Origin of the sequence: Shinella zoogloeoides, assembly GCF_020883495.1 — a bacterium.
Lineage (GTDB): Bacteria > Pseudomonadota > Alphaproteobacteria > Rhizobiales > Rhizobiaceae > Shinella > Shinella zoogloeoides.
This window is the reverse complement of record NZ_CP086613.1, coordinates 36,623-61,143: the sequence shown is the minus strand read 5'-3', so window position 1 is coordinate 61,143 and position 24,521 is coordinate 36,623. Positions and strand designations below refer to the sequence as shown.

Below are 24,521 nucleotides of genomic sequence, written 5' to 3'. Positions count from 1 at the left end.
GGCTTCAGAATGAAGAAAATCTTGTCGACGATGCTCGCGCTCGGCCTGCTGATCCCCGACGCGGCGTGGTCGCAAACGCCTAGTTCGATCCTGCCCGTGCTGACAGGCGCCTATGCACCGGCCGAAGGCGGCTGCGAAGCGGCAGCCGCCGCGTTCATCTATATCGAGGACAAGGCCATCGGCGCCAACAAGACCGCCGGCAAGGTTCTTTCCGTCAAGCAGGATGGCAGCTCGTATGTTCTCGAAGTCCTATGGATCGAGGCTGGATCGGACGAGGCAGATGGCGATCGCGATACCGTCAGGATCGACGTGAAGGATGATCGCTCCTTCTTCTTCTCCAACACGGCGTCCAAGAAAACGCTGATGCGCTGGTGCAGCTAAGACGTAGGTCGGCTGCACCGAGGAGCTGAACGCTCCTTAAACCCAGGCTTTGCGGATTGTTCCTGACCCCGAGCTACTCGGTAGAGGAGATCGCTCGGCCACGAGAATAAACTATAGTTTCTTTTTCGCCGTCGGCGATCACCGGATACCCTAGATGACCAACGCAGAGCCAGCTGAAAATACGTCCGAAACCCCGCCGATCGATCTCACCGCCTATTGGAAAGCCGGCGCATCTTGGGAGGCCGAGCTTTATCGCAAGGAGCGTCGCTCCCGGAAGATCGCCTGGACGGTTGCCACTGTCGCCGGTATTTCCACGCTGCTCAGCCTGTCGGCACTCAATCTCCTCGTTCCCCTGAAGCAGTTCGAGGCCGTGGTGGTGATCGCCGACAAGACCACCGGCTTCGTCGAGGTTGCCCGTTCCCTCGACGAAAGTAAGCTCACCGAGAACGATGCCATCAAGACCGCCAACATCGTCCGTTATATCCGGGCTCGCGAGACCTACGACCCTCGGGCGCTGAAGGACAATTACGATCTCGCCCAGCTCTATTCGACCGGGCAGGCTTCGGCAGACCTCCGCCATGACTTCGAGCCGTCGAACCCGCAGTCCAAGGACAAGGTACTCGGCCGCAACACGCGCGTCGCCGTCACCATCAAGTCGGTCTCCTTCCTCAACGCCTCCACGGCGACCGTCCGATTCTCGACCGAGACGCGGCGCGACAATACCCTTCGCCGCGAACACTGGGTCTCCGTGGTTCGGTTCCGCTATACGACCGCACCATTGAAGAACGAATATCGCTTCGACAATCCGCTTGGCTTCCAGGTCGTCGAATATAGGCGCGACCAGGAATCGTTGCCGGAAGTGCTGCCAGCGGAGAAGGCGGTTCGATGATGCGGAGATCTCTCCTCGCCCTCGTAGCGCTCACGCTATTTGCCACAGCGACCACCTCCACCGCGGCCGATCCCCGTATCCGCTACATCACCTTCAACAACAATGCCGTCGTCACCGTGCCGGCCGGCCTTGGTGTCTCCACGATGATCCAGCTTGGCAGCTCCGAGGTGATCGAGACCATTTCGGCCGGCGATACCGCCAGCTGGTCGATCGTGCCGAAGAAGGGATCCGGCATCCTGTTCGTGAAGCCTCTGCGCGAAAAAGCCGAGACGAACGTCAATATCGTCACCAACCAGCGCGTCTATGCCCTGCTCCTGAAAGGCTCGGCCGCGGCGGACCTGCGCGCCGCCTTTCAGGTGCGGTTCAAATATCCCGATGAAGACGTCAATGCCCGGCTGCTGGCCGCCGCGCAGGAGAGCGCCAAGGATCCGTTGCTGAAGGATCTCGATCCGAACCGCTTGAACTACGATTATGTATTCAAGGGTGACACGAGCCTGAAGCCGCGCGTCGCCTTCGATGACGGCACGCATCTGTATCTGGAGTTCCCCGACGAAATCCCCGCGATCTTTGTGGTCGAAGGCAAGCGCCAGGAGTCGCTCGTCAACCTGCGCACGCAGGGGAAATATGTCGTCGTCGACAAGATCGCGGCGCAGTTCACGCTGCGCGCCGGCGACAAATGGCTCTGCCTCTATAACCGGCAGGCCAATCGCCAATCCTTCGACCTCATCGAGGACGCCTACGGGCCTAAGCGCCTCGGCCACAAAGAGGAGCGCCAGCGGTGAGCAAGATCGACTTCGACCACCTCGATGGACAAAGCAGCGTGGCGAGCGACCGCAATGGCCGCCTCGGAAAGCTGGCCTTGCCGCTCCTCCTTGTCGCCGGCGTCGGCGTGCTTGCCTATGTCAACTGGCCCGCTGGACCGCAGAACCCGACTGTGGCGGACGGAACCGGCGAGACTTTCGAGACCTCCAATTCAAGCATCCGCAATTTCCCGGATGAGCCTGTCAAGCAGGCCGCCGATCCAAACCTCGTGCAGATTCCCGTCGAGGAGAAGAAGCCGGTCGATCCCGCAACGGTCGACGTCAAAGTCAATGAGGGCGATGATCTCGAAAAGCTCCGCCAGATCGAAGAGGCGCGGCGGCGAGCCGAGGAAGAACGGCTTCGGATGGAAGAGGCGCGCCGGCGCGCAGAAGAGGAAGCGAGGCTTGCCGAGCTGGAAGCCAAACGCCGGGAGGAGGAGGAAAAGGCACGGTGGGAGCGGCTGCGCTCCGAACAGATTGTGCTTGACGGCTCGAACCGGGAGACACTCTCCGGCGACCAGACGGTGACCATCGCCGACGATGGCCAGCTCGTCGCGGTTCCCGGCGCGGAAAGCGATGCCAACAAGGCGTTTCTCGCCCAGTCGGAAAAGCAGACGGCCGGCATCGTCAAGGCGACCCGCTTCGACCGGACGGATGCGCTGGTCGCACAAGGCACCATGATCCGTGGTTTCCTCGAGACGGCGATCAACACCGACCTGCCGGGGATGGTGCGCGCTGTCGTGCGCGAAGATGTCCGCTCTCTTGACGGCGGCCGCATCCTCATTCCGAAGGGCTCGCGCCTGATCGGGGAATACAAGTCCGGGCTGGCGCGCGGCCAGAAGCGCATCTTCATCGTATGGTCCCGCGTCATTCGCTCGGACGGGGTCTCTGTCGAGATCGCCTCTCCGGGAGCCGACCGCCTCGGCCGCGCCGGGCTCACTGGCGAAATAGACACGCATTTCTGGGAGCGGTTCGGTTCTGCGATTATGTTGTCGGTGATCGGCGGCGCGGCGGAATACGTCTCGTCCCTCGGCAACACCGCCTCGGAAAGCGCACGCTCCATTTCGACCGTCGATCCCATCACCGGCGCGGTCACGACCATCACCACCGAGCCGAGCCGCACGGCCACCGAAGCACGTTCGATCGCCGCCGAGAAATCCTCGGCCATCCTTCAGGACATTGCAAACGAGGCTTTCAAGGAAAGCTCGAAGATTCCGCCGACAATCTATGTCGCCCAGGGCGAGTCCATCATCGTATTTCTGCGCCGCGACCTCGATTTCTCCACTTTCTATGCCGATCCGGTCCGGCAGGAGATGATGCGGCTGAAACGCGGTGGGCAAATCCGGCGCAACGTCGATCCAACGCCCTACTATCCTGTCGCGCCGGTCTACAAATGAAGCAGTTTCCGTTTCTCGACAAAGCGCTGGAGCGGCTGAAACCGTTTCTGTCGGATGAGCGCGTCTCGGAGATCTCCGTCAACCGTCCAGGTGAATTGTTCATCGAACGGCTCGGCGTTGGCGGCATGGAGCGTATCGTCGATGCGCAGTTTTCTGCCGATTGGATCAGGACGCTGAGCGAGCGCGTCGCCGGCTCCACCAACCAGGTCGTCAACGACGAGCACCCCATCCTCTCAGCTTCGCTCCCGACCGGCGAACGTTTCCAGTGCGTGCTGCCGCCGGCGGCGCCCGACGGCGGCGCGATCTCCATCCGCAAGCAGGTCATCCATGACATCGGTCTGGAGGTCTACAAAAACCGTGGTGCGTTCGAGGACACCAAGGTCGGCCGCCAGTTGACCCTTTCGGCGGCTGAGGAAGAGCTTGCCGCCATGATGGAGGGCGACGTCGATGCGATGCTGTTTCTCAGGACGGCCGTGCGCTCGCGCGTCTCCATCGCCGTGTCCGGCGGCACGTCGACCGGCAAGACCACCTTCCTCAATGCTCTGCTCAAGGAGGTTCCGGAGGAGGAGCGCATTGTCACCATCGAGGACACGCGCGAGCTGAAGCCGATCACCCCGAACACGGTCGCATTGCTCGCCTCGAAGGGTGACCAAGGCCGCGCCAAGGTCACGCCGCAGGAATTGCTGGAAGCGTCGCTGCGCATGCGCCCGGACCGGCTTATGCTCGGCGAGCTCCGGGGTGCGGAGGCATTTTCGTTCCTTCAGGCCATCAACACCGGCCATCCGGGCTCGCTCACGACGGTCCACGCCAATTCGGCACGTTCGGCCTATGACCGTCTGGCGCTGATGGTCCTGCAGAGTGGAGTTGCGCTCGAGAAGCAGGAAATCATCGATTACCTGAAGGAGGTGATCCCCGTCGTCGTCCAACTCGCACGCAATCCGGACGGGCGGCGCGTCGTCTCGGAAATAGTGTTCACCAAGGGGGACAAGCTGTGAGCCCGGTGATCTTGCTGTTCGGATTGGTCATCGCCGCGGCCATCGCGGCATTCGTCGCCTCCCTCGCCTATGCCGGCCTGTATTACGCCTTCGATAACTCGACCTGGATGTTCCAGGCGCTGCAAGACGATCTGCTGGCGTCCTATCGGGCGGCGCGCCTCGATCTCACCGCCGGCGACTGGCGGCGGCCCGCGATCGCAGCCGTCGCAGGCATGATATCCGGCGTTGCAATTCTCATCGTGGCGGTGACTGGCAAGAAGAAATCGACGGATGCACGCTTCCTCAGCACGCTTGAGGCCCGCGCCCTCGGGCTCACCCGCACGGGCGGCGTGTTCGTCGGCCGGATCGGCGGCAGCCTGGTCAAGGTCCCGGGCGGCTTCACGCAGCGCGGGTCAGGCCGGAGGCGGTTCATGAAGCCCATGCTGTTCGGCGGCAAGAAGCTCTGGATCGATGGCGATGACGTCGGTGGCTTCGTGATCGGACCGCCGCGGTCAGGCAAAGGCGCATCGCTGATCGTGCCGAATTGCCTGCTCTGGCCTGATAGCATCGTCGTCCTCGACATGCGCGGCGAAACCTATGAGGCGACGGCAGGCTATCGCTCGAAATTCTCGCGCGTGCTGCGATTCTCGCCGGCGGATGAGAATGGCGACACGGAATGCTATAACCCGCTGGATTTCGTGGCCATCGATCCCGATCAGCGCGATATCGACATCAACTCGATCGCGACCGCGCTGCTGCCGACGCCCAAGGGCGATGCCTACTGGATCTCCGATGCTCGAGCGCTGTTCGCCGGCGTCACATCCTGGGTGCTGGAAAACCCCGATATTCTCGACAAGGACAAGAACCTCGGCACGGTTCTCAATGTCGTCGAAGGCGGCGACCAGCCGCTGCGCGAATGGTTGGAGGAGGTCGCCAATCCGGAGCTTCGCGCCGCCTGGATCAGCCCCTTCACCTATACCACCCTCGCCCGCTTCGCCGTGATGGCCAGCAAGCAGTTCGACGGGGTCTATGGTTCCCTCGCAGCCGCCGTGCGGCCCTTCAAGAACAACCGCATCCTGCGCGCGACAGCACGGTCAACCTTCGACATCCGCGCGATGCGGCGCGAGAATATGAGCCTCTACCTAGATTTCCGTATTCAGCAGATCGCCTCGATCGGGCCGATTTTCAATGTTCTGATGGTCCAATTCATGGATTACATGTCGCGCAACATGATGGCGCGCGGTGAGCGCCGCGTGCTTGTGCTGCTTGATGAATTCCAGAATCTCGGCAAGCTGGAAAATGCCCTCACCGTCGCCACCGTCCTCGGCGGTTATGGCATTCCATGCTGGTTCTTCGTCCAATCCCTGCGCTCAATCGACAACGTCTACACCCGCGAGGGACGGCAGACGCTGGTAAACTCGGCGCGCGCGCAGATCTTCCTCGGCGCTCAGGATCCCGAGGATCAGCGCTATGTCTCGCAGCTCCTCGGCGAGCGGAAGGAAGTGACGGTCGACAAGGCGGTTTCGACAGGCGTCACCCTGTTCGATCGCAAAGGCGCGACCATGTCTCACAAAACCACGATGCGTCCGCTCATGCGACCCGATGAGCTTGGCGCGATGAGCGAGACTCGATGCATAATCAAGCTGCGAAACCAGCAGCCCATATTCGGTGTGCGCAATTTCTACTATGCTGATGGCGAGCTGATGAAACGCGCATGGCTGCGGGGGCAGCCACCCAAGGTGGACCCTATCATCGGCACAGCAACGACTTTCTCCGAAGGAAATCTCAGGGGCACCTTATGCTCGGATCGCCCCGCTCCTGTCCACCCGATACCGGGAGCGAAATTTTCTACAAAAGCTCCGAAGGTTACTGCGCCGTCTTCTCCGATTGCGAAACAGCCTCAAGCCGTTCTCGATAGTGCAGTCGAATCAAGAAGGGCAGAACATAAAAAGGGAGATACCGCAGGGGGTGTCGCCGCCGGCGGGCCGGACTTCAAAACTGCCTTGAAAAAGAGCGCGGAGCGAAGGGCCGAAGCAGAGAAATCACTCGATAAGATAATCGCCGTTTTCGAGAACGCTCCGTCGAAGAAGCGGGAAGCCAAAAGGGCGCAGAATGAAATCGCGTCGGTGTTTTCCGACGAGTGACCCAATCACTGCCGCATGGGCGTCGGACAAAAATGCGCCGCCCGTCGCCGCTAAATCCGCGACGAAACCTACGGATTAACGGATGTGACTTCCACCGTTGACGTCCAGGGTCGCACCGTTCAGCGAGTCCTGGCCGTAGCGCAGCACGAACGCGACAAGTTCCGCAACTTCCTTCGGTTCCGCCATGTCACCGACAGGGATCTCGTCCACCGCCGCTTCTTCGCCTTGCGTGGCAATGAAGTGCTCGGCCATGCCTGTGCGCACCAGACCTGGGGCGATACAAACCGCCGATGCGCCTTCACGACCGAAGCTGCGAGCAATTGATTTAGTGAGATTGATCATGGCCGCATTGGCGGCACCATAGGGAATGGATTCAGATGCACTACCACGCTGGCCGGCGCGACTGGCGATGTTCACGATGCGCCCTCCTCCTTCGGTTCTGAAATGCTGGATTGCCTCCTTGCAGAGATCAGCGGCGGCAAAAAAATTTACCTGGAACTCATTCTGCCACGCCGCTCTCCATTCGCCGGGCGAACTCTCTATGGAAATTTCGGTGCGGATACCCGCATTATTGACGAGACCATGAACACGGCCCGCAAAATCTACCGCTTTTCGCCAAAGCGCGAAAGGCCCATCAGATTCGGATAAATCGGCCTGCAGAACGAGGCCGTTCCCGTTGATCCGGGCCAATAGCGACTCCGCCGCATCCTCATCCTTGCAATAGTGAATTATCGGCCGTGCACCCTCCAACGCAACGCGTTCGACTATCGCCGCGCCTATGCCGCCTGAGGCGCCAGTGACCAAGACCGTCTGTCCAAGCAAAGGCTTATCAATTTGCCGCTCCATCGCCTCAATCACCTTTCGATCATTTAGAGTTTAAGCCCACGAGAAAACACAATCTTTCGTAAAGTACCGCTCCGCGCGGCGTGACCGGCCCAGGATCCTCAACGAGGTGGGCGACTCAAATCCGGAAGCAGCCCGCCCTGTTGTGGGTCCACATCCGTGGAAAGTGTCCTCAGTTTGTGGATGGAGGCACGACAGGACACGAAATTGAGTGAAACGAAACGAAACGCGAGGCGGCAAGTCCTTGTTGAGCAACGGAAAGTTTTTTTACCCCCCGCCGAAGGATGGGAGCGATTTCAAAGAACTTTTCAAACGATTGGCTGCGGCGGGGGCGGGAAGACCGTTGGGAACTGACGGATTTCCAGCAGGACCATGGACGCCGGAGCTTCTTGCAGAGGCGATTTCGGAGATTGATTCGAACCGAGTGGGTGTCGACCTACGTACGGTGCAGCTTTGGTTCCAGGAAAATGATAAAGGGATCAGCCCCGCCAATATTCGGTGGCTGGCACGGATTTTTGGGTGCGATGACCCGATAGCTATCAGTGAATGGCAGATGGAACTCAGCGCGGCGCAATCTCGACTAACCGTCAAGAGGAGAGAGGGGAGAAGGGCGACAGGAGCGGCCGTTTTGGAAGCACTGGCAACTGCGCCGACCGAGACCGAGATTCGCGAGACGGTGTCCTCAACCGCTATAGCGCAGGATGCCCATGCCAGCTGGGGAGAAAGCTCGTCAGGTCTGGCGATCAGATCCGAGGCTCTTTTCAGTTGCGGGTCTCCCTTGAATTTGCCTGCGGCTGTGTTCGCTGGCGCCGCCGCTCTCGGCTTTCTATCCTATGTGACTGGCGTTCACAGCGTAGGTTTCGAAAGGATGGATGGGGTGGTCAAGCAGGTCGGGTTCCTCTGGGCGCCCAACTGGACCGTCGTTTTCATGATGCTCTTGCCACTATTTCTCATTTTTTCTGTCGAGCTTTTGCTTTTTTGGAAGATTGAGGGGCGGCTGAAGCTTACCCCTCCGTGCAACCATGCCGACAGCTTTAGCGCATGGGCGCGTAATGTAGAGAATTCATCGTTTATCTATTGGGCCGTTTTCTTCATTTGCTTCATTTTCGCAGGAGTAATACAGTGGATAGAAGTATGTTTAGTCCCCTTGATGAAAGGCGGCGGCGCATACGCGATAGACTGGGGGAAAATAGCAACCGTACGTCCGGACGTCATATCCGTGCAGGAGGCAATTCTATTCACAGGACTCGCTTACTTGTACATGGCGATCTGTTTTTATCTATTCTTTTCAGGCCTAATTTTGCTTTACACAATTGTTTATGATTTCTCGATACTCGTAAGAACATTGAAAGGCAGGCCGGATGATGATTATCAACACGCGATCAATGAAGCAGGCTCGAAGATAATATCTGGAATTTTCCGGTGCACCGTATTGGGGATTCTGATTGCCATATGCATGAAGGGCCAAAGTTCTTATCTGACATCGACCGGCGAGAACGTCGCGGCGTGGTTGATCAACGACATGTATTCAGCATTGCAAGGGCGCAACAATATAGCCGCCGGGATCGGATACAGAATGCCAACTCACTATAGTAGCCTTCTTATCGTTATCTCGACCTGTTTTGTTTTCTCAATAGCATTTGTTCGCTTAGGGGTCTGCGGTCACCTTCGAAAGAGGTTACGGACAATGTCGATTATCGTTGCGTTGCTCGTTGCATCCTATCTATCAATCGGTGCGTTTTCAGGATTCTCTGTCCTGTTGGGATTATCAGTCCTTTCCGCATTTTATGGTCTACTTAACCCAGGGTTCGGAAAACTGCAGACGAGTGATTTGGGAGAAAATGTGAATGTATCATAGTTGGCTTGATTGTTGGGATGAGCGACGGGCGCAACGTGGTGAGGAGGCTAAGAATGCGAAAGATTTCTCACTCAACGCAGAGCTCGCCTTTCCTGGTGCGGGGAGGATCGAAAGTATCGACGAGTTCTGTGTTCTTGCCGATCAGGCCGTAGCTGATCACAGTTTCTTCGACGTACCCCAAGAGGGCGTCCAGCAGTATCGGCGACGCGAAGAATGGCTCACGTTCCCCTCGGACATCACGACAGATATTGACGAAAATAATGTGGTTTGGGCTAAGATTACTGAAAGCGGGTCGCTCAATCATGCACTTGTCGTTTTCCATCACTGGAATGCGAGGGAGCGCAATAGCCAGCTCGCCAGGGTCTTTTCCAAGTGTGGAATTACAGTGATCGAGATCGCCATGCCTTATCACTTCGAGCGCGCGCGTCCGGGCTCGTCGTACGCAGACTACATGCTTAGCCCGAGCTTGGGGCGAACGATCCAATCTGTTAGGCAGGGCGTACTGGATGGGCGAAAGCTCATTCGTTGGCTAAAGGGCGAAGGCTATAAACAAATATCTGTCCTCGGTATGAGCCTCGGATCATGGTTCGGAGGCCTTGTCGCCGCCCACGACTTGAACGTATCGAAAGCCTCATTGTTTCTGACGGCTGGGAGCCTGGCAGACATGGTTTGGACCGGCCGCGCGACACGCGCCATACAAGGTCGCCTTGAACCTCATATCAAACTCGAAAACCTAAGAAGAGCTTGGGCGCCACTCAATATGGAGAACTACGCGCATAACCTAGCAAGACCAGGCCTCGATCTCCACATTGTTGCAGCGAAGAGAGATCGAGTAGTATTGCCGAGGCTAGCGGATAACTTCAAGCGCAGACTGGCTGACGCTGGCGCCTCCCAGAGTATTATTCATTTAAATTGTGGTCACTATTCACTCGCACTACCGCCATACATTCTATTAGCGGGATGGAGCTTAAAGCAGTTTCTAGCTCATCCTCGTTAATAGTCAGGGGTTCAGATCAGGGCGGCCGTTTTTAGTCCAAGCCTTTTGGTCCTCCTTTGGAAAGTTCCTGTGCTGCGATTCCGGTTCGGTCTCCCATTTTTTCTTGAGATAATCGAAGGTGTTAACGCCCTTCCGTTGAAGGCAAACCCTGCGTCCTCGACAGCCTCGACGATCGCATCCTGCGACGTAAGGGAGGCATCGAATCGGATTATCGCGTTGTAATCGGAAAGGGAGACCTTGACCTCCTCAATGCCCGGCAGGGCATGAACCGCCTTCTCGACTGTACTGAAGCAATGGCCGCAATCCATGCCTTCGATCTTGAGATCAATGGTGATGAGGGAAGAGGCCATACTCTGCTCCTTTGGAAAAAGCGCTCGAAGTACGCCAATAAAATGTGCGCTCTGTAGTCGCTACAGGGGTCAATAGGCGTCCTTCGGCTTTCGATCTTTGGGCGGTTAAGTGAAATTGACTGGCGCGCCGGGACGATTGCCCCTATCTAAAGACTGTAGTCAGTACAGGGATAAAGCTATGGCAAACCGCCCGCTGACCATCGGGGCGCTGGCGCAAATGACCGGCACGAAGGTCGAAACTATCCGGTTCTACGAGAAAAGCGGCCTTCTGCCCGCACCAGCTCGTACGGGCGGCAATTACCGGTCCTACGAGCGCTCGCACCTCAATCGCCTAAGCTTCGTCCGGCGTGCACGCGATCTCGGCTTCTCGCTCGATCAGATTCGAACACTGCTTGATCTTTCAGACGACAAGAGCCGGCCGTGCGGAGCGGTCGATGCGATCGCCAAGGAACATCTGCTGGAGGTCGAGCGGAAGATCGCCGATCTGAACGCATTGCGGAGCGAGCTCGATCGGATGCTGTCTCAATGCTCGAGCGGCACGGTGGGCGACTGCCGCATCATCGAATCATTGTCCCCATCCCACGAGAACATGACATGACGCTTTCAAAGCGGAAGCGCGGTGACGCCGTCGCCATCATTTCGAACAACAAGAGTTGAGTTTGCGATCATCCTCGTCCGGGCTAGGCTTGGATGGAGGTGAAACATGGCCAAGGCGATCAGGTCGTCCGCTCTCTTTCTTGGTCTTGCCCTGCTCGGCATTCTGGGTGTCAAGCTGGCAATGCTCTTCGTTTGCTGGGCGACTGCTCACACGACTCTCGAAGGCCTGTTCGGCGTTGTTGCGCCTCTCGTCATCGGTCCTCTCATCGGAGCCGAAGGTTTCTTCTGGTTCCGAATACTCCATGGCGATTGAACTCTGATAACAGACTTTGGAAAAACGACATGTTGACGATTGGTGATCTTTCGAAGACCTCCGGCGTGAAAATCCCGACAATCCGCTACTATGAGCAAATGGGTCTTCTTCCCCACGCGGAGCGCTCCGAAGGCAATCAGCGCCGCTATACCAAGGAGGAGATGGATCGCCTGACCTTCATAAAGCACTCCCGTGATCTGGGCCTTTCGATAGATGCCATACGATCCCTTATCGAACTCAGCCATCACCCTGACAAACCCTGCGCGGATGCCGACCGCATTGCCCTTGAGCAACTTGCCTCCGTTCGCGACAAGATCGCCAAGCTCCGGAAGCTTGAAATCGAGCTAGAGCGCATAACCTCTCACCAGCACAACAATCATGTGCGGGATTGTTATGTGATCCGGGCGCTCGCTTCACACGACCTATGCTGCTCGGATCACGATTGATCCGCGTCATCAGGGGCAGACCAGCAGACGACAGAAAGCCGCAGGCGTCCGGGGTCGATTGACCCTAAAGCTGCTAGAGGGTGTAGAGCGGGGTCGCGGGCCAAGGTCCGGATCGCGCTCCTAACTCAGAGGCTGACATGAAACGTCTTTTCACCCCTGTTCTTATGTTCACGCTTTCCCTCGCAGCAGGGCCCGCCGCATTTGCGCATGATTATAGCGCTGGTGATCTGCAGATCGATCATCCCTGGTCGCGTGCAACGCCGATGGTCGCTCCCGTTGCCGGCGGCTATCTGAAGATCACGAATACCGGCGCTGAATCTGACACATTCCTTGGCGGCAGCTCTCCGATCGCAACTGCGGTTGAAGTGCACGAGTCGACTCTTCAAGATGGCGTCGCCCGCATGCGACCACTGACCGCAGGGGTGACGATCAAACCGGGTGAAACGGTCGAGCTTGCGCCAGGCGCTACCCACCTCATGTTCATCAAGCCCACAAAGGTTTTCAAGGAAGGCGAAAAGGTCGAGGCGACGCTCCGTTTCGAAAAGGCCGGCGAGATCAAGGTTGAATTTGCGGTCCAGGGCATGGGTGCGAAACAACCGGCTGAAAACGAAGATCATCAGGGCCACGGCGCAACCCCATGACGTCGATTTACGGCCGACGTGCGCTCTTCAGATCCGCAATCGCGGCACTGTTGGTCGGCGGCCTCGTCTCAGGAGGTCTGGTTCTTGCGAATTTGGCCGAAACCGAGCCCACCGGCGGGATCGGCGGCCCGTTCGAACTGACGTCCCATCGAGGCGAGGCCGTGTCGGATAGAAGCCTACGCGGCAGGCCCTACCTCGCATTCTTCGGCTTCACGCACTGCCCGGACATCTGCCCGACCACGCTGTTCGAACTGACGGATCTCATGAAGGAACTCGGTCCGCAGGCCGATGCGTTCAACGCGCTTCTCATATCCGTCGATCCGGAGCGTGACACGCAGAACCTGCTTTCGCTGTACATGGAAGCATTCGATCCGAGGATCATCGCGGTGCGCGGCACGCGGAAGCAGACGGATCAGGTGCTGTCAGCTTTCCGGGCAACAGCCAAAAGGGTCGATACCGATGGCGGCAGCTATACGATGGACCACACAGCGGGCATCTTTCTCATGGATGCGGATGGTCGGTTCCAAGGTATGCTGGACATGCACGAGCCGCGAGAAACCCGTCTGAAGAAACTGCGCAATCTCGCGGAAATGGGCGGGGCGTGACCGTCAAACTTTCTCGGCCGAGGCAGTTGCTCACCCTATCGACAGCGAAGCATTGGAGAGGGTCATCGAACCTACCACCTGCCGCGAAGCGCCTACCTGCTGACAAGCCGCGATTTCTTGCCAGAACGCTGTCAACTCGTCTTGTCGACTTCGCCTTTCACCAGATCGATCAAGCCCTGCGGGCTGAAATTGACCAGCGGCTTGCTGTTGACGAAGAACGTAGGCGTCTGCTCGACATTGTTCGCCTTGACGTCCGCTAGATCGGTCTGAAGCACCTGATCAACTTCCGGCTTCACGCTGTCGAGACGGGCGCCCATGAGCTCCAGACCCGCTTCACCGGCGATGCTCCAGGCCCGCTTCATGTCAGGCTCCCCGTGGATAGCCCACTCGGGCTGCTTGTCCACAAGCGCCGCAAGGACCGGCTCGAACTTGTCCTGTTTGCGTGCCGCCTCGAGGATGCGCACGGCTTCGTCGGAGCCCTTGTGGAATGTGGTATAGCGGATTACCACACGCACATCATCCGGATAGGTCGCCAGGATATTCTTCACAAGCGGAAAGAAGGCACGGCAGGCCTCGCATGAGGGGTCGAAGAACTCCACGATCGTGACGGGTGCGTCTGCCTTACCCAGAACCGGCGAATGCGCGCGCACGAGCGTATCCGCCGACGCGGTGACAGAAGCCGCATGTTCTCTCTGCTGCGCAGTGTAGTAGTAGGCACCTCCTCCAAAAACAGCGAGCGCGGCAAGCGCGGTGAGAGTGATGACGAGCGCTCGGTTCATCGGGCATGCTCCCTTCGGTCGATGAGGAGGAGGAATGAAATCGCGGCGAATGCCAGAAGTGACAGCACCGGCAGCGGGATCACCTCGAAAATGGTCATCTTCGCATCAGTACAGGAGGGCCCCTTCCCACAAGGAACGACTGCCTCCGGAATGAAGCCGTAATATAGCAGGACGTGGTATGTCGCGATCAACAGACCTGCGCCACTCAGCGGCAACGCATAGGGCCATACGCCACGGTCCATGCGAAAGGCGGAAACCGCCAGAATTAGCGCCAGCGGAAACATGAACGCGCGCTGATACCAACATAAGATGCACGGCGTCTGGCCCATGACTTCGCCGATGAAGAGAGCCCCGAGCGAAGCGATAAGCGCAACCATCCATGCGAGGAACAGCGTCAGCCACCCATCGTCTTCCGATCTCTTGTCCCGAACGCTCATGCAATGTCCGATATCGCCTTGATTCCCGAATTATGGACCCTCAAGCAGCTAGAGGGTCAAGCAGCGTGACTCCGATCAGTGCGCCCCACTCTCGTCATACAGCAGGGACTTCGGGCAAAATTGTCGTGGGATCGGATCTGCGAAAACGAACTTGAATGCCACGAACGCTCCATCGTTGGGTGAAGCGCCGCGCCCCCTGCCGTAGAGACATCACGGTCAGGAAAGGTCAAGCGCGGCTGGTCGGCCCGGCCTTGTCGAGGAAAGCCTTGAAGACGGCAAGCGTCTCGTCGCTGACATGGTGCTCGATGCCTTCGGCGTCGATGCGCGCGGCCTCCTCTCCGACCCCGACGGCGCGCAGGAACCCTTCGACGATCCGATGTCGCTCCCGGCTCTTGGCCGCGAGTGCCTTGCCGGCTTCGGTCAGGAAGATGCCGCGATAGCGCTTCTGCTGGATGAAGCCGTCGCTGGCGAGACGCTTGAGCATCTTTGCGACGGTCGGCTGCGCGACGCCCAGCCTCTGCACGATATCGACCTGCCGCGCCTCGCCGCCATGGAGGATGAGGTCGTCGATGAGTTCGACATAATCCTCGATAAGTTCGTTGCGCCGGTTGGAACGCGTCTGGCGGAAGCTTTCGACATGGGTATCGGCGTCAACGAGTGAGGGTTTGTTTGCCGATTTCCTGCTACTTGCTGTCATCATGCCTTTCCGGAGGTTTCATCCAGTTTATTGCGAATTCATAGCTTGCGCTATGATTTTTCCCAGATTGTCACGTTTTCCAGAGGCGATCGAAGCATCAGCGGCTTCGAACATAGCTATTGCTATAACTAAGAGCATGTGCTGTTATTGCTATTAAGAACCATTATCAAAAGGATGGGACAATGCGAAACTGGCTGCCATTCAACCTCGGACGCCGAAAGCTGCTCGGCGCGGGCCTGGCAGCGGCCGGCGGCGCAGCCCTCGCCGCCCGTTCAGCGCTGAGCCAGGATGCCGCCGCCCAGCACCAGGGCCACCAGATGTCCGCGGCGACTGACCGCAAAGCCGGCACAAGCGATGCCGCGCCGCCGCATATGCAGGCACATGGAGCGATGATCACCGTCGGCGACGTCGATAACGAGCGCAACGGCTTCGATCCGACGTCGATGCTGACCGACTGGGATCTCGGGACCGTCTCCACCCTCCCCGACGGCCGTCGGCTGCGTACGTTCGAAGTCGAGGTCGAGGACAAGGAGATCGAGATCGCGCCCGGCGTCATGTTCCCCGCCTGGACCTTCAACGGTCGCGTGCCCGGACCGTCGCTCCGCGCGATGGAAGGGGAGCGGCTGCGCATCATTCTGCGCAATTACGGTTCTCATCCGCACTCCATGCATTTCCACGGCATTCATGCCGCGCGCATGGACGGGATTCCTGGCGCGGGCGTCATCAACCCAGGCGAGGAGTTCGTCTACGAGTTCGACGCCCGCCCCTTCGGCTGTCACCTCTACCATTGCCATGCCCTGCCGCTTGCGCGGCATATCCACAAGGGCATGTACGGTCTCTTCGTCATCGATCCCGATCCGGAACTGCGACCAGAATTCCGCGACGTGGCGCTCACCCGGCTGCACGGCTCGCCCGAGAATGCGAGATGGCAGGAACTCGCCATGGTGATGAATGCCTTCGACACCAATTTCGACGGCGAGAACGAGTTCTATGCCTGCAACACCATCGCCCACTGCTACGCCAAGAAGCCGATCCGCATCGAGAAGAGTCGTCCGGTGCGCATCTACCTCGCGAACCTCACCGAGTTCGATCCAATTAACTCCTTCCACATCCACGGCAACTTCTTCGACTATTTCGACCAGGGCACCACCCTGACGCCGACTCTGAAGACCGTCGACCTCATCATGCAGTGCCAGGCACAGCGCGGCATTCTGGAGTTCACCTTCGGCGAACATGCGGACCATGAACCGGGCCTCTACATGTTCCACGCGCACCAGTCGGAGTTCACGGAGCTCGGCTGGATGGGAATGTTCGACGTCGTGGAGGAAGTGGCATGACCGACGAAACCGCTTCGAGCCAGGCCGCATCACCGAGCCGGCACGCCGCTCTCCTCTGGACCGTCATCCCTTTCCTGGTTTTGGCGGCGGCCATTGCCTGGCTCTTCGGTACCAATCCGCTCCGAAGCTTCGAAAACGGCGCGCCGCCGGTCGAGAACCTCACCTATGAGCGCACAACGCTCGACGGCGGCGGGGTACGGCTTCTTGTACGCGCCGGCGGCTCGGAGCCGCTGAAGATCGCACAGGTCCAGGTCGATGCCGCCTATTGGCAATTCACGCTCGACCCGCCCGGCCCGCTTCCCCGCGGGCAGTCGGCCTGGATTTCCATTCCCTTTCCCTGGGTTCTCGGCGAGGCGCACCGTGTCACCGTCGTCACCAGCACCGGCGCAACCTTCGAACACGAGATCCCGGTTGCGGTTCCCACGCCGGAAGTGACCTCGAACGGTCTATGGTCGCAAGCTATCCTCGGCGCCTTCGTCGGCATCCTGCCCGTCGCCATCGGCCTGATGTTCTATCCGGCGCTACGCGGCGCGGGACCGAGCGCCATGCGGTTCCTGCTCGCGGTGACAGTCGGCCTCCTCGCGTTCCTCTTGGTGGACGCCGTCGCGGAGGCCTTCGAGCTTGCCGGCGCATCTGCACCCGTCTTCCAGGGTGGCGCAATGGTGGTCTTTGCCGCCGCCGCGTCCTTCCTGTTGCTAATGGCCGTCTCGCGGCGGGGCGGACGACCGAGCGGCGTGGCGCTCGCCACCTACATCGCAATCGGCATAGGCCTGCACAACATGGGCGAAGGTCTTGCCATCGGAGGCGCCTTCGCGGCTGGTTCCGCAGGTCTCGGCACCTTCCTCGTCATGGGCTTCACGCTGCACAACATCACTGAAGGCATCGGCATCGCCGCACCGCTTCTCAAGATCCGGCCAACCTTCCGCCAGTTCGTGCTGCTGACGCTGATCGCCGGCGGCCCGGCCGTGCTCGGCATGTGGATCGGCAGCCTGGCCTATGCCCCGCACTGGTCGGCGCTTGCCCTGGCGATCGGCGCCGGCGCCATTCTTCAGGTCATCATCGAGGTGACGCTGTTCATGCTCCGAAATGACAATGGCAGAATGGAAACCCTGTTCTCGAAGGAGGTCATCGGCGGTCTCGCCCTCGGCATCACGGTCATGTACGTGACGGCAATGCTGGTAAAGATTTGATCGCACCCGTACCGCGTCGTTTTGGCCCTTGAGCCTGTAGTCGCTACAGGGTCTAAAGAGATCGCCCCTCCTGAACACGAGTGGCATCCCATGACGACGGAACCGGCAACCAAGATCAAGTACCGCATTGGCGGAATGGACTGCGCGAGCTGCGTCTCGAAGATCGAGAACGCGGTCAGCCGGCTTCCCGGCGTCGAGGAAGTGGGCGTGTCGCTCGCCTCGGCCTCGATGACCGTCCGCCCCGGTCCCGATTTCGCCAAGGGTGCCGTCGAGCGGCAAGTGAAGGCGCTCGGCTATGCCATTACGGCGGACGACGATGCAGCCGGTTCTCCGGGCGAAACTGGCGCGTCCCACGCCGATCTCGGCGAGGGCCCCTGGTGGAAGACCAAAAAGGCGATACTGACGGCGACGACGGGGGCCGCGCTCGCGCTCACCTATATCGCGCACCTGATCTTCCCCGCCGTGCCGCAATGGATTTTCGTGCCGGCGCTGGCCGTCGGCCTCATCCCCGTTGCCCGACGGGCCGTCGTCGCCGCGACGACCGGCACGCCGTTCTCGATCGAGATGCTGATGACCATCGCCGCCGTCGGCGCCCTGTTCATCGGCGCTGCGGAAGAGGCCGTGGCGGTCGTCTTCCTCTTCCTCGCCGGCGAGCTCCTGGAAGGCGTCGCCGCAAGCCGCGCCCGCACCAGCATCCGCGGCCTTGCCGATCTCGTTCCGAAGACGGCGATCGTCGAGACGAACGGGACGATGGAGGAGGTGCCGGCCGACACCCTGGCGCTCGGCGCGATCATCCTCGTTCGCCCCGGCGACCGGATCGCCGCGGACGGGACCATCGTCGATGGCAGTTCCGCGATCAACGAAGCCCCGGTCACGGGGGAAAGCGTGCCGAAGCAGAAGACGATCGGCGACGCCGTCTTTGCCGGCACGATCAACACCGATGCGGTGCTGCGCATCAAGGTGACGGCCGTCGCCGGCGACAACACGATCGCGCGCGTCATCCGCCTTGTCGAGGAGGCCCAGGACAGCAAGGCGCCGACCCAGCGCTTCATCGATACATTCTCGACCTACTATACGCCAGCCGTGCTCGTCGTCGCGGCACTCGTCGCCATCCTGCCGCCGCTCATCATGGGCGGCATCTGGTCGGAATGGATCTACAAGGGCCTCGCCATTCTTCTGATCGGCTGCCCCTGCGCACTGGTCATCTCCACGCCTGCCGCCATCGCCGCCGGACTTTCGGCCGGTGCGCGCCGCGGCCTGCTCATCAAGGGCGGTGCTGTGATCGAGACGCTGCGTAAGGTCGCGCTCGTCGCTCTCGACAAGACCGGGACGCTCACCGAAGGCAAACCGAAGGTGACGGACATCGTCCCCGTCGGACGGCCGGAAGGCAAGATCCTGTCCATGGCCGCGGCCCTCGAAAGCGGCTCCAGCCATCCGCTTGCCGTAGCAATCCTCGAGCGCGCGAAGGCAGACAAGGTCCCCGTGCCGCCGGCCTTCGGTTCGAAGGCCATCGCAGGCAAGGGCGTCAGCGGCTCCATCGGCGGCGAAGAGGTCATGCTGCTCTCGCCGAAGAGCGCGCTCGCCCACGCACCGATGGATCAAACGCTTCTCGACCGGATCGACGCGCTGAACGGCGAAGGCAAGACGGTCTCGGTTCTTGTTACCGGGCGGACCGTCGCCGGCCTGATCGCCATGCGCGACGAGCCGCGCGACGACGCGATTGCCGGTCTCAGGATGCTGAAGGACGACGGTATCGACACGCTGATGCTGACGGGCGACAACGAGCGCACGGCGCGCGCGATCGGCTCCGGGCTTGGCATCGAGGTGCGCGCCGGCCTGATGCCCAAGGACAAGCAGACGATCGTGCGCGAGCGCCAGGCACAGGGTCTTGTCGTCGCAAAGGTGGGCGACGGGATCAACGATGCCCCGGCGCTTGCCGCCGCCGATATCGGCATCGCCATGGGCGGCGGCACGGATATCGCGCTCGAAACCGCTGACGCCGCCATCCTGCACGGGCGCGTGGCCGACATCGCCAACATGGTCGCCCTGTCGCGCGCGACCATGGGCAACATCTGGCAGAACATCACCGTGGCGCTCAGCCTGAAGGCCGTCTTCCTGGTGACGACGATCATCGGCGTCACCGGTCTCTGGCCCGCCATCCTCGCCGATACCGGAGCCACCGTGCTCGTCACAATGAACGCCATGCGCCTGCTCGCATGGAAAGGCCAAAACACCGACTGAATGGAACGACCATGCGCAATCTGATCGCAAGCCTTCTCTTCCTGCTGCCCACCGCCACTCTTGCCCACGAGTTCAAGGCCGGCAGCCTCCTGATCGATCATCCCAAGGTGATCGAAACACCGCCCGGCGCCAAGGTCGCGGCCGGCTATCTGACCGTCGTCAACGAAGGCGAAGCGGACGACCGCCTCGTCGCCATCGAGAGCACGGCCATTGCGCGCATCGAGATGCATTCGTCGCAGATCGTCGACGGGATCGCCAGCATGAAGCCGATGGAGAATGGGCTGGCGCTTCCCGCCGGTAAGACCGTCGGTCTCGGCGAGGACGGCACGCACGCCATGTTCATGGATCTGACCAGGCAGATCAAGGAAGGCGAGAAGATTGAGGCTGTCCTCGTCTTCGAGAAGGCGGGCCGCGTCCCGGTCGTCTTCAACGTCGAAAAGCGCTCGGCGCAGAAGAACGAACGTCATGAACACCAGCAGTAAGTGGCCTGTCTTGCGGACGATCCGCTGGGTAAGCTGGGCGCTCGTCGCCCTCGTCGTCGCGATCCTCGTCCTTGCCTGGGCGCAGAAGGCGTTTCTGACACCGGCCGAGGCCAAGCCCTACGCGACGCCGTTCGAACTGACCGACCAGAACGGGAAGACCGTCACCGAGCAGACCTTGCTCGGCAAGCCGTCCGCCTGGTTCTTCGGCTTCACCCATTGCCCCGACGTCTGCCCGACAGCGCTCGCCGAAATGGCCCAGGTCCTCACGGAACTGGGGCCGGACGCGGACAAGCTGACGGTCGTCTTCGTCAGCGTCGATCCGGCGCGCGACACGCCGGCGCTGCTGAAGGATTACGTCGCCTATTTCGACGAGCGCATCGTGGCGCTCACTGGAGACGAACAACAGCTCCACCAGATGACCAAGGCTCGATACATCTACTACAAGAAGGTCGGCGACGGCGATTCCTACGAAATGGATCACACTGCAGGCGTACAACTCGTACACGCTGATGGCCGCTTCTTCGGCACTCTCGACAGCCATGAAGCGGCTGATGTCAGGCTGCGGAAGGTCCGTCGGCTGATCGGCGGATGAGGCACCAGATGATCGAACTTGCCGCCATCTTCGTCGTGTGGGCCTACATCCTCGTCTTCCTTGCCCTGACAAGACGTGCCGCGCGGGATGCGGGAAAGCCCGTCTGGCTGTTCGCGAAAGGGAGCGAGCGGCAGTCGCTGCCCGCCGCGCTGTTTCGCCTGTCAATCGTGTCCGGCGCGATCCTTCCGGTGATCACTCATATCCTGCGCGTGAGCGAGACGCAGGCATGGATGCTCACCCCTTTCGCCCTCGGCGTTGCCGCTCGGCTTGCAGGGCTTGTCCTCGTGACGGCCGGAGCGAGCCTCGCGCTCTATTCCCAGGCCTATATGGGAAAGTCCTGGCGCATCGGCGCGGCCGAGGGGCATCTCGGCGCCATCGTCGATACGGGACCGTTCGCATGGTCACGCAATCCCGTCTTCGTCGGACAGATCGCGCTGTTTACCGGCCTCGTCCTCGTCTTTCCCACTCTCCCGCAGCTCTGCGCGGCGCTCGCGCTGATCGTCGCGGTCGCTATTCAGGTCCGGGTGGAGGAACGGGTTCTCGCGCGCGATCTCGGCGAACCCTATCTGACCTACAAACGCCGGGTGCGGCGCTGGCTGTAGGTTCAAATGAAAAGTCATTGATGGTGCCGCCTGAATTGCAATATCCCCTCCAGGGGGATAGGTTATGCATATGAGTGAGCACAGGCACGAGACCCATCCCGAGATCGTCAAGCGGCTGAAGCGGGCCGAGGGGCATCTGAAGAGCATCATTGCCATGATCGAGGACGGGCGCCCCTGCCTCGATCTTGCACAACAGCTTCATGCCGTCGAAAAGGCGGTCACCAACGCCAAGCGCGCGCTGATCCAGGACCATCTCGATCATTGCCTCGAGGATGCAGTCGGCCCGCTGCCCGCCGACCAGCGAAGCGCCATGGCCGAGTTCAAGGCGATCACCAAATATCTCTGACCGATCGGAAACAGCATGCTCGGCGTCCTCCAGAACCGAACCTATCGCCACCTCTTTCTGGCGCAGGTCGTCGCGCTGGTCGGGACGGGCCTGGCGACGGTCGCCCTTGGCCTGCTGGCCTACGAGATCGCCGGACCTGACGCCGGCGCGGTGCTGGGTACGGCACTCGCCATCAAGATGATCGCCTATGTCGGCATCGCACCGATCGCGGGCGCCTTCGCGGAAGTGCTGCCACGGCGGCCGCTGCTCGTCGCGCTCGACCTCGTACGCGCCACTGTGGCCCTCTGCCTGCCCTTCGTCACCGAGGTCTGGCAGGTCTACGTCCTGATCTTCGTCCTGCAATCGGCTTCAGCCGCCTTCACCCCGGCCTTCCAGGCGACGATCCCCGAGGCGCTGCCGGACGAAAAGGACTATACGCGAGCGCTATCGCTTTCCCGGCTCGCCTATGACCTCGAAAGCCTCATCAGCCCCGCCTTGGCGGCAGCGCTCCTGACGGTCATTTCTTTCCATTCACTGTTCGGCGGCACGGTCATTGGTTTTCTCGTATCCTCGGCGCTCGTCGTCTCCGTCGTGCTTCCCGCGCCTTCGAAGACTGAGCGGCGAAGCATCTACGAGCGGACCACACGGGGCCTTCGTCTGTATCTGGCAACACCGCGGCTGCGCGGCCTTCTCGCGATTTGCCTTGCGGTCTCGGCCGCCGGCTCGATGGTGATCGTCAACACGGTCGTGATCGTGCAGTCCACCTTCGGCCTGCCCCAGGAAAGCACGGCGCTCGCGCTCGCCGCGTTCGGCGGCGGCTCGATGCTGGCGGCGCTCTTCCTTCCGAAACTCCTCGACACCGTTCCCGACCGCCCGGTCATGCTGGCTGGAACGGCGATCCTGATCGCCGGGCTTCTGGCAGCCTCGGCCGTCGGCAGCATCCGCACGCTCTTGCCGCTCTGGTGTCTCCTCGGCATCGGCTATTCGATCGCCCAGACGCCCTCCGGCCGGCTGCTGCGGCGATCAGCGCACGCGGAAGACCGTCCGGCCCTGTTCGCGGCGCATTTCGCGCTCTCCCACGCCGCCTGGCTCATCACCTATCCGCTCGCCGGTTGGCTCGGCGCCACGATCGGCCTGTCCGCAGCCGCCCTTTGCCTCGCACTCCTCGCGACATTCGGCCTCTCCGTCGCGATGGTGCTATGGCCATCGGACGACAATGCCGAGATCGAACACGACCACGACGACTTGCCTGTCGATCACCCGCACCTTGCCGAAGGAGCACGGCGCGGCGGACATAGCCATGCTCATGCCGTTGTCATCGATCGGCTGCATCCAGAGTGGCCCTCAAGGCCGTAGGCTGTCGAACAGGTGGCTCCGGCCGCCAAGCTTTCATGATGATTGGCTCGTTGCAGTGTCTCTTTGGAAAGAAGCAACAACGATCATGAGACCTGCACCAGCCACGATGGCCACATCGGCAAGGTTGAACGATGGCCAATGCCACTGTCCCGCATAGAAATCCAGATAGTCGGTGACGTGGCCGTCGGCATACCGGTCGACGAGATTGCCCATCGCTCCTCCCGCGACCATGCACAGTGCCAGCCGCTCAACCATCCGGCGCGAAAGAGCGGCCCAGGACAGGAGCCCGGCAACGATGCATGCTTTCAGAACGGCAAAAAGCTGTGGCGCCGCCGATATCCATTCGGCGAACATTCCGAAGCTGACGCCGGGATTGTAGACGAGCACGAGATTGAAGAACGGCGTCACGGGAATGATCCGCGGCGGGTTCATCACCGCCGTGACCATGAAGTGCTTGAGAGCGATGTCCAGGAGGAAGATTGCGGCGCCGAACGCAAACAAGGCGGCGAGCTCGCCTTTTCTTTCAACTACCAACCGCATGATCTAGGTGCGGACGACAATGCGTGCCTTGGAAGGCACGCGCGTGTAGAGGTCGATGACATCCTGATTGACCAACCGCACGCAGCCGGAGGACACGGATTTCCCGATAGAGTTCCACTCACGCGTTCCGTGCAGACGGTAAAGCGTGTCCTCGCCGTTCTGGAAGATGTAGAGCGCGCGGGCGCCGAGCGCATTGTTCGGCCCGGGCTCCTGTCCGCCGTTCTCGACAGAGAACTTCGCAAGCTCGGGTTGGCGCGCGATCATTTCCGCCGGCGGCTTCCAGCGCGGCCACTTCTGGCGCCACTGGATAACCCCCTCGCCTTCCCAGGCAAATCCCGCGCGGCCAAGCCCGACCCCATAGCGCATCGCCGTGCCGCCAGGCTCCACGACATAGAGAAATTTCGAACCGGTATCGACCACCACAGTGCCGGCTGGCTCGCCCGTCGTGTTGACAACACGCTGGCGGTAGAACTTTGGATCGATTTGCCGGAAGGGAACTGCCGGCAGTTGATGACCGCCATCCTCCATCGCGGCATAGCGAGCCGCCAGCTCCTCCTCGCTCGGCACGCCCATCGGGCGGCGTGCGACGCTGGGCACTGCGGAGGGGGATGTCGTGGAGCAGGCCGCCAGCGCCATGGAAAGCGTCCCGAGAAGAAATCCGCGGCGCGCGACGGTGTTGGTGTCTTCATGCATGTTCGTCCCTTTTCT

28 protein-coding genes are annotated in these 24,521 nt (G+C 60.6%); 21 read left to right on the top strand and 7 right to left on the bottom strand.

Annotated features, from left to right (window positions below):
- Positions 1-9 precede the first annotated feature (9 nt).
- From K8M09_RS23175 to K8M09_RS23150, 6 genes are all read left to right on the top strand, one after another.
- The gene (locus K8M09_RS23175; protein WP_160787232.1) at positions 10-381 is read left to right on the top strand and encodes a hypothetical protein; all 372 of its coding nucleotides are present in this window, start codon (positions 10-12) and stop codon (positions 379-381) included.
- Between the two features lie 154 nt (positions 382-535).
- On the top strand, positions 536-1,270 hold the full coding sequence (locus tag K8M09_RS23170; protein WP_160787233.1) for a virB8 family protein: 735 nt from the start codon (positions 536-538) through the stop codon (positions 1,268-1,270).
- Positions 1,267-2,052 (top strand): TrbG/VirB9 family P-type conjugative transfer protein, encoded by a 786-nt coding sequence (locus tag K8M09_RS23165; RefSeq protein WP_160787234.1) that lies wholly within the window; start codon positions 1,267-1,269, stop codon positions 2,050-2,052. The genes K8M09_RS23170 and K8M09_RS23165 overlap by 4 nt, the downstream gene beginning before the upstream one ends.
- Positions 2,049-3,467 carry a type IV secretion system protein VirB10 gene (virB10, locus tag K8M09_RS23160; protein ID WP_160787235.1) on the top strand — a complete coding sequence of 473 codons (1,419 nt, stop codon included), beginning with the start codon at positions 2,049-2,051 and terminating at the stop codon, positions 3,465-3,467. The genes K8M09_RS23165 and virB10 overlap by 4 nt, the downstream gene beginning before the upstream one ends.
- Positions 3,464-4,462: a P-type DNA transfer ATPase VirB11 gene (virB11, locus tag K8M09_RS23155; protein ID WP_160787236.1), complete on the top strand. Its 999-nt coding sequence runs from the start codon at positions 3,464-3,466 to the stop codon at positions 4,460-4,462. Before virB10 ends, virB11 begins: the two co-directional genes overlap by 4 nt.
- Positions 4,459-6,585, top strand: a complete 2,127-nt coding sequence (locus K8M09_RS23150) for a type IV secretory system conjugative DNA transfer family protein (RefSeq protein ID WP_160787237.1) — start codon at positions 4,459-4,461, stop codon at positions 6,583-6,585. The genes virB11 and K8M09_RS23150 overlap by 4 nt, the downstream gene beginning before the upstream one ends.
- Positions 6,586-6,660: 75 nt before the next feature.
- Here the strand turns inward: K8M09_RS23150 and K8M09_RS23145 are convergent, their stop codons facing one another.
- Entirely contained in the window at positions 6,661-7,431 is a 771-nt protein-coding gene (locus tag K8M09_RS23145) for an SDR family NAD(P)-dependent oxidoreductase (protein WP_024270359.1), read from the bottom strand.
- Between the two features lie 241 nt (positions 7,432-7,672).
- On the opposite strand from K8M09_RS23145, the gene K8M09_RS23140 reads away from it, so the two are divergent.
- Positions 7,673-9,286, top strand: coding sequence for an RcgA family putative transporter (locus K8M09_RS23140; RefSeq protein ID WP_160787252.1), 1,614 nt, complete (start codon positions 7,673-7,675; stop codon positions 9,284-9,286).
- Positions 9,276-10,283, top strand: coding sequence for an alpha/beta fold hydrolase (locus K8M09_RS23135; RefSeq protein ID WP_023517219.1), 1,008 nt, complete (start codon positions 9,276-9,278; stop codon positions 10,281-10,283). Before K8M09_RS23140 ends, K8M09_RS23135 begins: the two co-directional genes overlap by 11 nt.
- Positions 10,284-10,294: 11 nt before the next feature.
- Here the strand turns inward: K8M09_RS23135 and K8M09_RS23130 are convergent, their stop codons facing one another.
- Entirely contained in the window at positions 10,295-10,633 is a 339-nt protein-coding gene (locus K8M09_RS23130) for a heavy-metal-associated domain-containing protein (protein WP_160787238.1), read from the bottom strand.
- A 178-nt stretch (positions 10,634-10,811) separates the two neighbouring features.
- Here K8M09_RS23130 and K8M09_RS23125 point away from each other — a divergent pair, with 178 nt between their 5' ends.
- The 5 genes from K8M09_RS23125 (at position 10,812) to K8M09_RS23105 (ending at position 13,235) form a co-directional block, all read left to right on the top strand.
- On the top strand, positions 10,812-11,231 hold the full coding sequence (locus tag K8M09_RS23125) for a MerR family transcriptional regulator (RefSeq protein ID WP_023517224.1): 420 nt from the start codon (positions 10,812-10,814) through the stop codon (positions 11,229-11,231).
- Positions 11,232-11,336: 105 nt separating this feature from the next.
- Positions 11,337-11,543: a hypothetical protein gene (locus K8M09_RS23120; RefSeq protein WP_023517225.1), complete on the top strand. Its 207-nt coding sequence runs from the start codon at positions 11,337-11,339 to the stop codon at positions 11,541-11,543.
- Between the two features lie 29 nt (positions 11,544-11,572).
- Positions 11,573-11,989, top strand: a complete 417-nt coding sequence (locus K8M09_RS23115; RefSeq protein WP_023517226.1) for a MerR family transcriptional regulator — start codon at positions 11,573-11,575, stop codon at positions 11,987-11,989.
- A 137-nt stretch (positions 11,990-12,126) separates the two neighbouring features.
- The gene (locus K8M09_RS23110; RefSeq protein ID WP_023517227.1) at positions 12,127-12,630 is read left to right on the top strand and encodes a copper chaperone PCu(A)C; all 504 of its coding nucleotides are present in this window, start codon (positions 12,127-12,129) and stop codon (positions 12,628-12,630) included.
- On the top strand, positions 12,627-13,235 hold the full coding sequence (locus K8M09_RS23105; protein WP_023517228.1) for an SCO family protein: 609 nt from the start codon (positions 12,627-12,629) through the stop codon (positions 13,233-13,235). Before K8M09_RS23110 ends, K8M09_RS23105 begins: the two co-directional genes overlap by 4 nt.
- 131 nt (positions 13,236-13,366) lie before the next feature.
- Here the strand turns inward: K8M09_RS23105 and K8M09_RS23100 are convergent, their stop codons facing one another.
- From K8M09_RS23100 to mntR, 3 genes are all read right to left on the bottom strand, one after another.
- Positions 13,367-14,014: a DsbA family protein gene (locus K8M09_RS23100; RefSeq protein WP_160787239.1), complete on the bottom strand. Its 648-nt coding sequence runs from the start codon at positions 14,012-14,014 to the stop codon at positions 13,367-13,369.
- Positions 14,011-14,451: a disulfide bond formation protein B gene (locus K8M09_RS23095; protein WP_023517230.1), complete on the bottom strand. Its 441-nt coding sequence runs from the start codon at positions 14,449-14,451 to the stop codon at positions 14,011-14,013. The genes K8M09_RS23100 and K8M09_RS23095 overlap by 4 nt, the downstream gene beginning before the upstream one ends.
- A gap of 226 nt (positions 14,452-14,677) precedes the next feature.
- Positions 14,678-15,148: a manganese-binding transcriptional regulator MntR gene (gene mntR, locus K8M09_RS23090; protein ID WP_037406395.1), complete on the bottom strand. Its 471-nt coding sequence runs from the start codon at positions 15,146-15,148 to the stop codon at positions 14,678-14,680.
- Between the two features lie 182 nt (positions 15,149-15,330).
- On the opposite strand from mntR, the gene K8M09_RS23085 reads away from it, so the two are divergent.
- The 8 genes from K8M09_RS23085 (at position 15,331) to K8M09_RS23050 (ending at position 23,273) form a co-directional block, all read left to right on the top strand.
- Complete coding sequence (locus K8M09_RS23085; protein ID WP_023517232.1) at positions 15,331-16,485, top strand: multicopper oxidase domain-containing protein; 1,155 nt, start codon at positions 15,331-15,333, stop codon at positions 16,483-16,485.
- Positions 16,482-17,675, top strand: coding sequence for a ZIP family metal transporter (locus K8M09_RS23080; protein WP_160787240.1), 1,194 nt, complete (start codon positions 16,482-16,484; stop codon positions 17,673-17,675). The genes K8M09_RS23085 and K8M09_RS23080 overlap by 4 nt, the downstream gene beginning before the upstream one ends.
- A gap of 90 nt (positions 17,676-17,765) precedes the next feature.
- The gene (locus K8M09_RS23075) at positions 17,766-19,916 is read left to right on the top strand and encodes a heavy metal translocating P-type ATPase (RefSeq protein ID WP_160787241.1); all 2,151 of its coding nucleotides are present in this window, start codon (positions 17,766-17,768) and stop codon (positions 19,914-19,916) included.
- A gap of 11 nt (positions 19,917-19,927) precedes the next feature.
- On the top strand, positions 19,928-20,398 hold the full coding sequence (locus K8M09_RS23070) for a copper chaperone PCu(A)C (RefSeq protein WP_160787242.1): 471 nt from the start codon (positions 19,928-19,930) through the stop codon (positions 20,396-20,398).
- On the top strand, positions 20,382-20,990 hold the full coding sequence (locus K8M09_RS23065; protein WP_160787243.1) for an SCO family protein: 609 nt from the start codon (positions 20,382-20,384) through the stop codon (positions 20,988-20,990). Before K8M09_RS23070 ends, K8M09_RS23065 begins: the two co-directional genes overlap by 17 nt.
- An 8-nt stretch (positions 20,991-20,998) precedes the next feature.
- A complete protein-coding gene (locus K8M09_RS23060) occupies positions 20,999-21,592 on the top strand; it encodes a methyltransferase family protein (protein WP_160787244.1) in 594 nt (197 codons plus the stop codon).
- A 70-nt stretch (positions 21,593-21,662) separates the two neighbouring features.
- A complete protein-coding gene (locus tag K8M09_RS23055; protein ID WP_130520939.1) occupies positions 21,663-21,938 on the top strand; it encodes a metal-sensing transcriptional repressor in 276 nt (91 codons plus the stop codon).
- A gap of 15 nt (positions 21,939-21,953) precedes the next feature.
- Positions 21,954-23,273 (top strand): MFS transporter, encoded by a 1,320-nt coding sequence (locus tag K8M09_RS23050; RefSeq protein WP_160787245.1) that lies wholly within the window; start codon positions 21,954-21,956, stop codon positions 23,271-23,273.
- 33 nt (positions 23,274-23,306) lie between these two features.
- On the opposite strand, the gene lspA is transcribed toward K8M09_RS23050, so the two are convergent.
- The gene (gene lspA, locus K8M09_RS23045) at positions 23,307-23,813 is read right to left on the bottom strand and encodes a signal peptidase II (protein WP_037406365.1); all 507 of its coding nucleotides are present in this window, start codon (positions 23,811-23,813) and stop codon (positions 23,307-23,309) included.
- 3 nt (positions 23,814-23,816) lie between these two features.
- Positions 23,817-24,506, bottom strand: a complete 690-nt coding sequence (locus tag K8M09_RS23040) for a L,D-transpeptidase (RefSeq protein WP_023514669.1) — start codon at positions 24,504-24,506, stop codon at positions 23,817-23,819.
- Between the last annotated feature and the right edge of the window lie 15 nt (positions 24,507-24,521).

What these genes read in the sequence shown, in the direction of transcription:
- K8M09_RS23175 (WP_160787232.1), top strand. Translation starts at nt 10, where the DNA reads ATGAAGAAAATCTTGTCGACGATGCTCGCGCTCGGCCTGCTGATCCCC.
- K8M09_RS23170 (WP_160787233.1), top strand. Translation starts at nt 536, where the DNA reads ATGACCAACGCAGAGCCAGCTGAAAATACGTCCGAAACCCCGCCGATC.
- K8M09_RS23165 (WP_160787234.1), top strand. Translation starts at nt 1,267, where the DNA reads ATGATGCGGAGATCTCTCCTCGCCCTCGTAGCGCTCACGCTATTTGCC.
- virB11 (WP_160787236.1), top strand. Translation starts at nt 3,464, where the DNA reads ATGAAGCAGTTTCCGTTTCTCGACAAAGCGCTGGAGCGGCTGAAACCG.
- K8M09_RS23145 (WP_024270359.1), bottom strand. Translation starts at nt 7,431, where the DNA reads ATGGAGCGGCAAATTGATAAGCCTTTGCTTGGACAGACGGTCTTGGTC.
- K8M09_RS23135 (WP_023517219.1), top strand. Translation starts at nt 9,276, where the DNA reads ATGTATCATAGTTGGCTTGATTGTTGGGATGAGCGACGGGCGCAACGT.
- K8M09_RS23130 (WP_160787238.1), bottom strand. Translation starts at nt 10,633, where the DNA reads ATGGCCTCTTCCCTCATCACCATTGATCTCAAGATCGAAGGCATGGAT.
- K8M09_RS23125 (WP_023517224.1), top strand. Translation starts at nt 10,812, where the DNA reads ATGGCAAACCGCCCGCTGACCATCGGGGCGCTGGCGCAAATGACCGGC.
- K8M09_RS23120 (WP_023517225.1), top strand. Translation starts at nt 11,337, where the DNA reads ATGGCCAAGGCGATCAGGTCGTCCGCTCTCTTTCTTGGTCTTGCCCTG.
- K8M09_RS23115 (WP_023517226.1), top strand. Translation starts at nt 11,573, where the DNA reads ATGTTGACGATTGGTGATCTTTCGAAGACCTCCGGCGTGAAAATCCCG.
- K8M09_RS23110 (WP_023517227.1), top strand. Translation starts at nt 12,127, where the DNA reads ATGAAACGTCTTTTCACCCCTGTTCTTATGTTCACGCTTTCCCTCGCA.
- K8M09_RS23105 (WP_023517228.1), top strand. Translation starts at nt 12,627, where the DNA reads ATGACGTCGATTTACGGCCGACGTGCGCTCTTCAGATCCGCAATCGCG.
- K8M09_RS23100 (WP_160787239.1), bottom strand. Translation starts at nt 14,014, where the DNA reads ATGAACCGAGCGCTCGTCATCACTCTCACCGCGCTTGCCGCGCTCGCT.
- K8M09_RS23095 (WP_023517230.1), bottom strand. Translation starts at nt 14,451, where the DNA reads ATGAGCGTTCGGGACAAGAGATCGGAAGACGATGGGTGGCTGACGCTG.
- mntR (WP_037406395.1), bottom strand. Translation starts at nt 15,148, where the DNA reads ATGACAGCAAGTAGCAGGAAATCGGCAAACAAACCCTCACTCGTTGAC.
- K8M09_RS23085 (WP_023517232.1), top strand. Translation starts at nt 15,331, where the DNA reads ATGCGAAACTGGCTGCCATTCAACCTCGGACGCCGAAAGCTGCTCGGC.
- K8M09_RS23080 (WP_160787240.1), top strand. Translation starts at nt 16,482, where the DNA reads ATGACCGACGAAACCGCTTCGAGCCAGGCCGCATCACCGAGCCGGCAC.
- K8M09_RS23075 (WP_160787241.1), top strand. Translation starts at nt 17,766, where the DNA reads ATGACGACGGAACCGGCAACCAAGATCAAGTACCGCATTGGCGGAATG.
- K8M09_RS23070 (WP_160787242.1), top strand. Translation starts at nt 19,928, where the DNA reads ATGCGCAATCTGATCGCAAGCCTTCTCTTCCTGCTGCCCACCGCCACT.
- K8M09_RS23065 (WP_160787243.1), top strand. Translation starts at nt 20,382, where the DNA reads ATGAACACCAGCAGTAAGTGGCCTGTCTTGCGGACGATCCGCTGGGTA.
- K8M09_RS23060 (WP_160787244.1), top strand. Translation starts at nt 20,999, where the DNA reads ATGATCGAACTTGCCGCCATCTTCGTCGTGTGGGCCTACATCCTCGTC.
- K8M09_RS23055 (WP_130520939.1), top strand. Translation starts at nt 21,663, where the DNA reads ATGAGTGAGCACAGGCACGAGACCCATCCCGAGATCGTCAAGCGGCTG.
- K8M09_RS23050 (WP_160787245.1), top strand. Translation starts at nt 21,954, where the DNA reads ATGCTCGGCGTCCTCCAGAACCGAACCTATCGCCACCTCTTTCTGGCG.
- lspA (WP_037406365.1), bottom strand. Translation starts at nt 23,813, where the DNA reads ATGCGGTTGGTAGTTGAAAGAAAAGGCGAGCTCGCCGCCTTGTTTGCG.
- K8M09_RS23040 (WP_023514669.1), bottom strand. Translation starts at nt 24,506, where the DNA reads ATGCATGAAGACACCAACACCGTCGCGCGCCGCGGATTTCTTCTCGGG.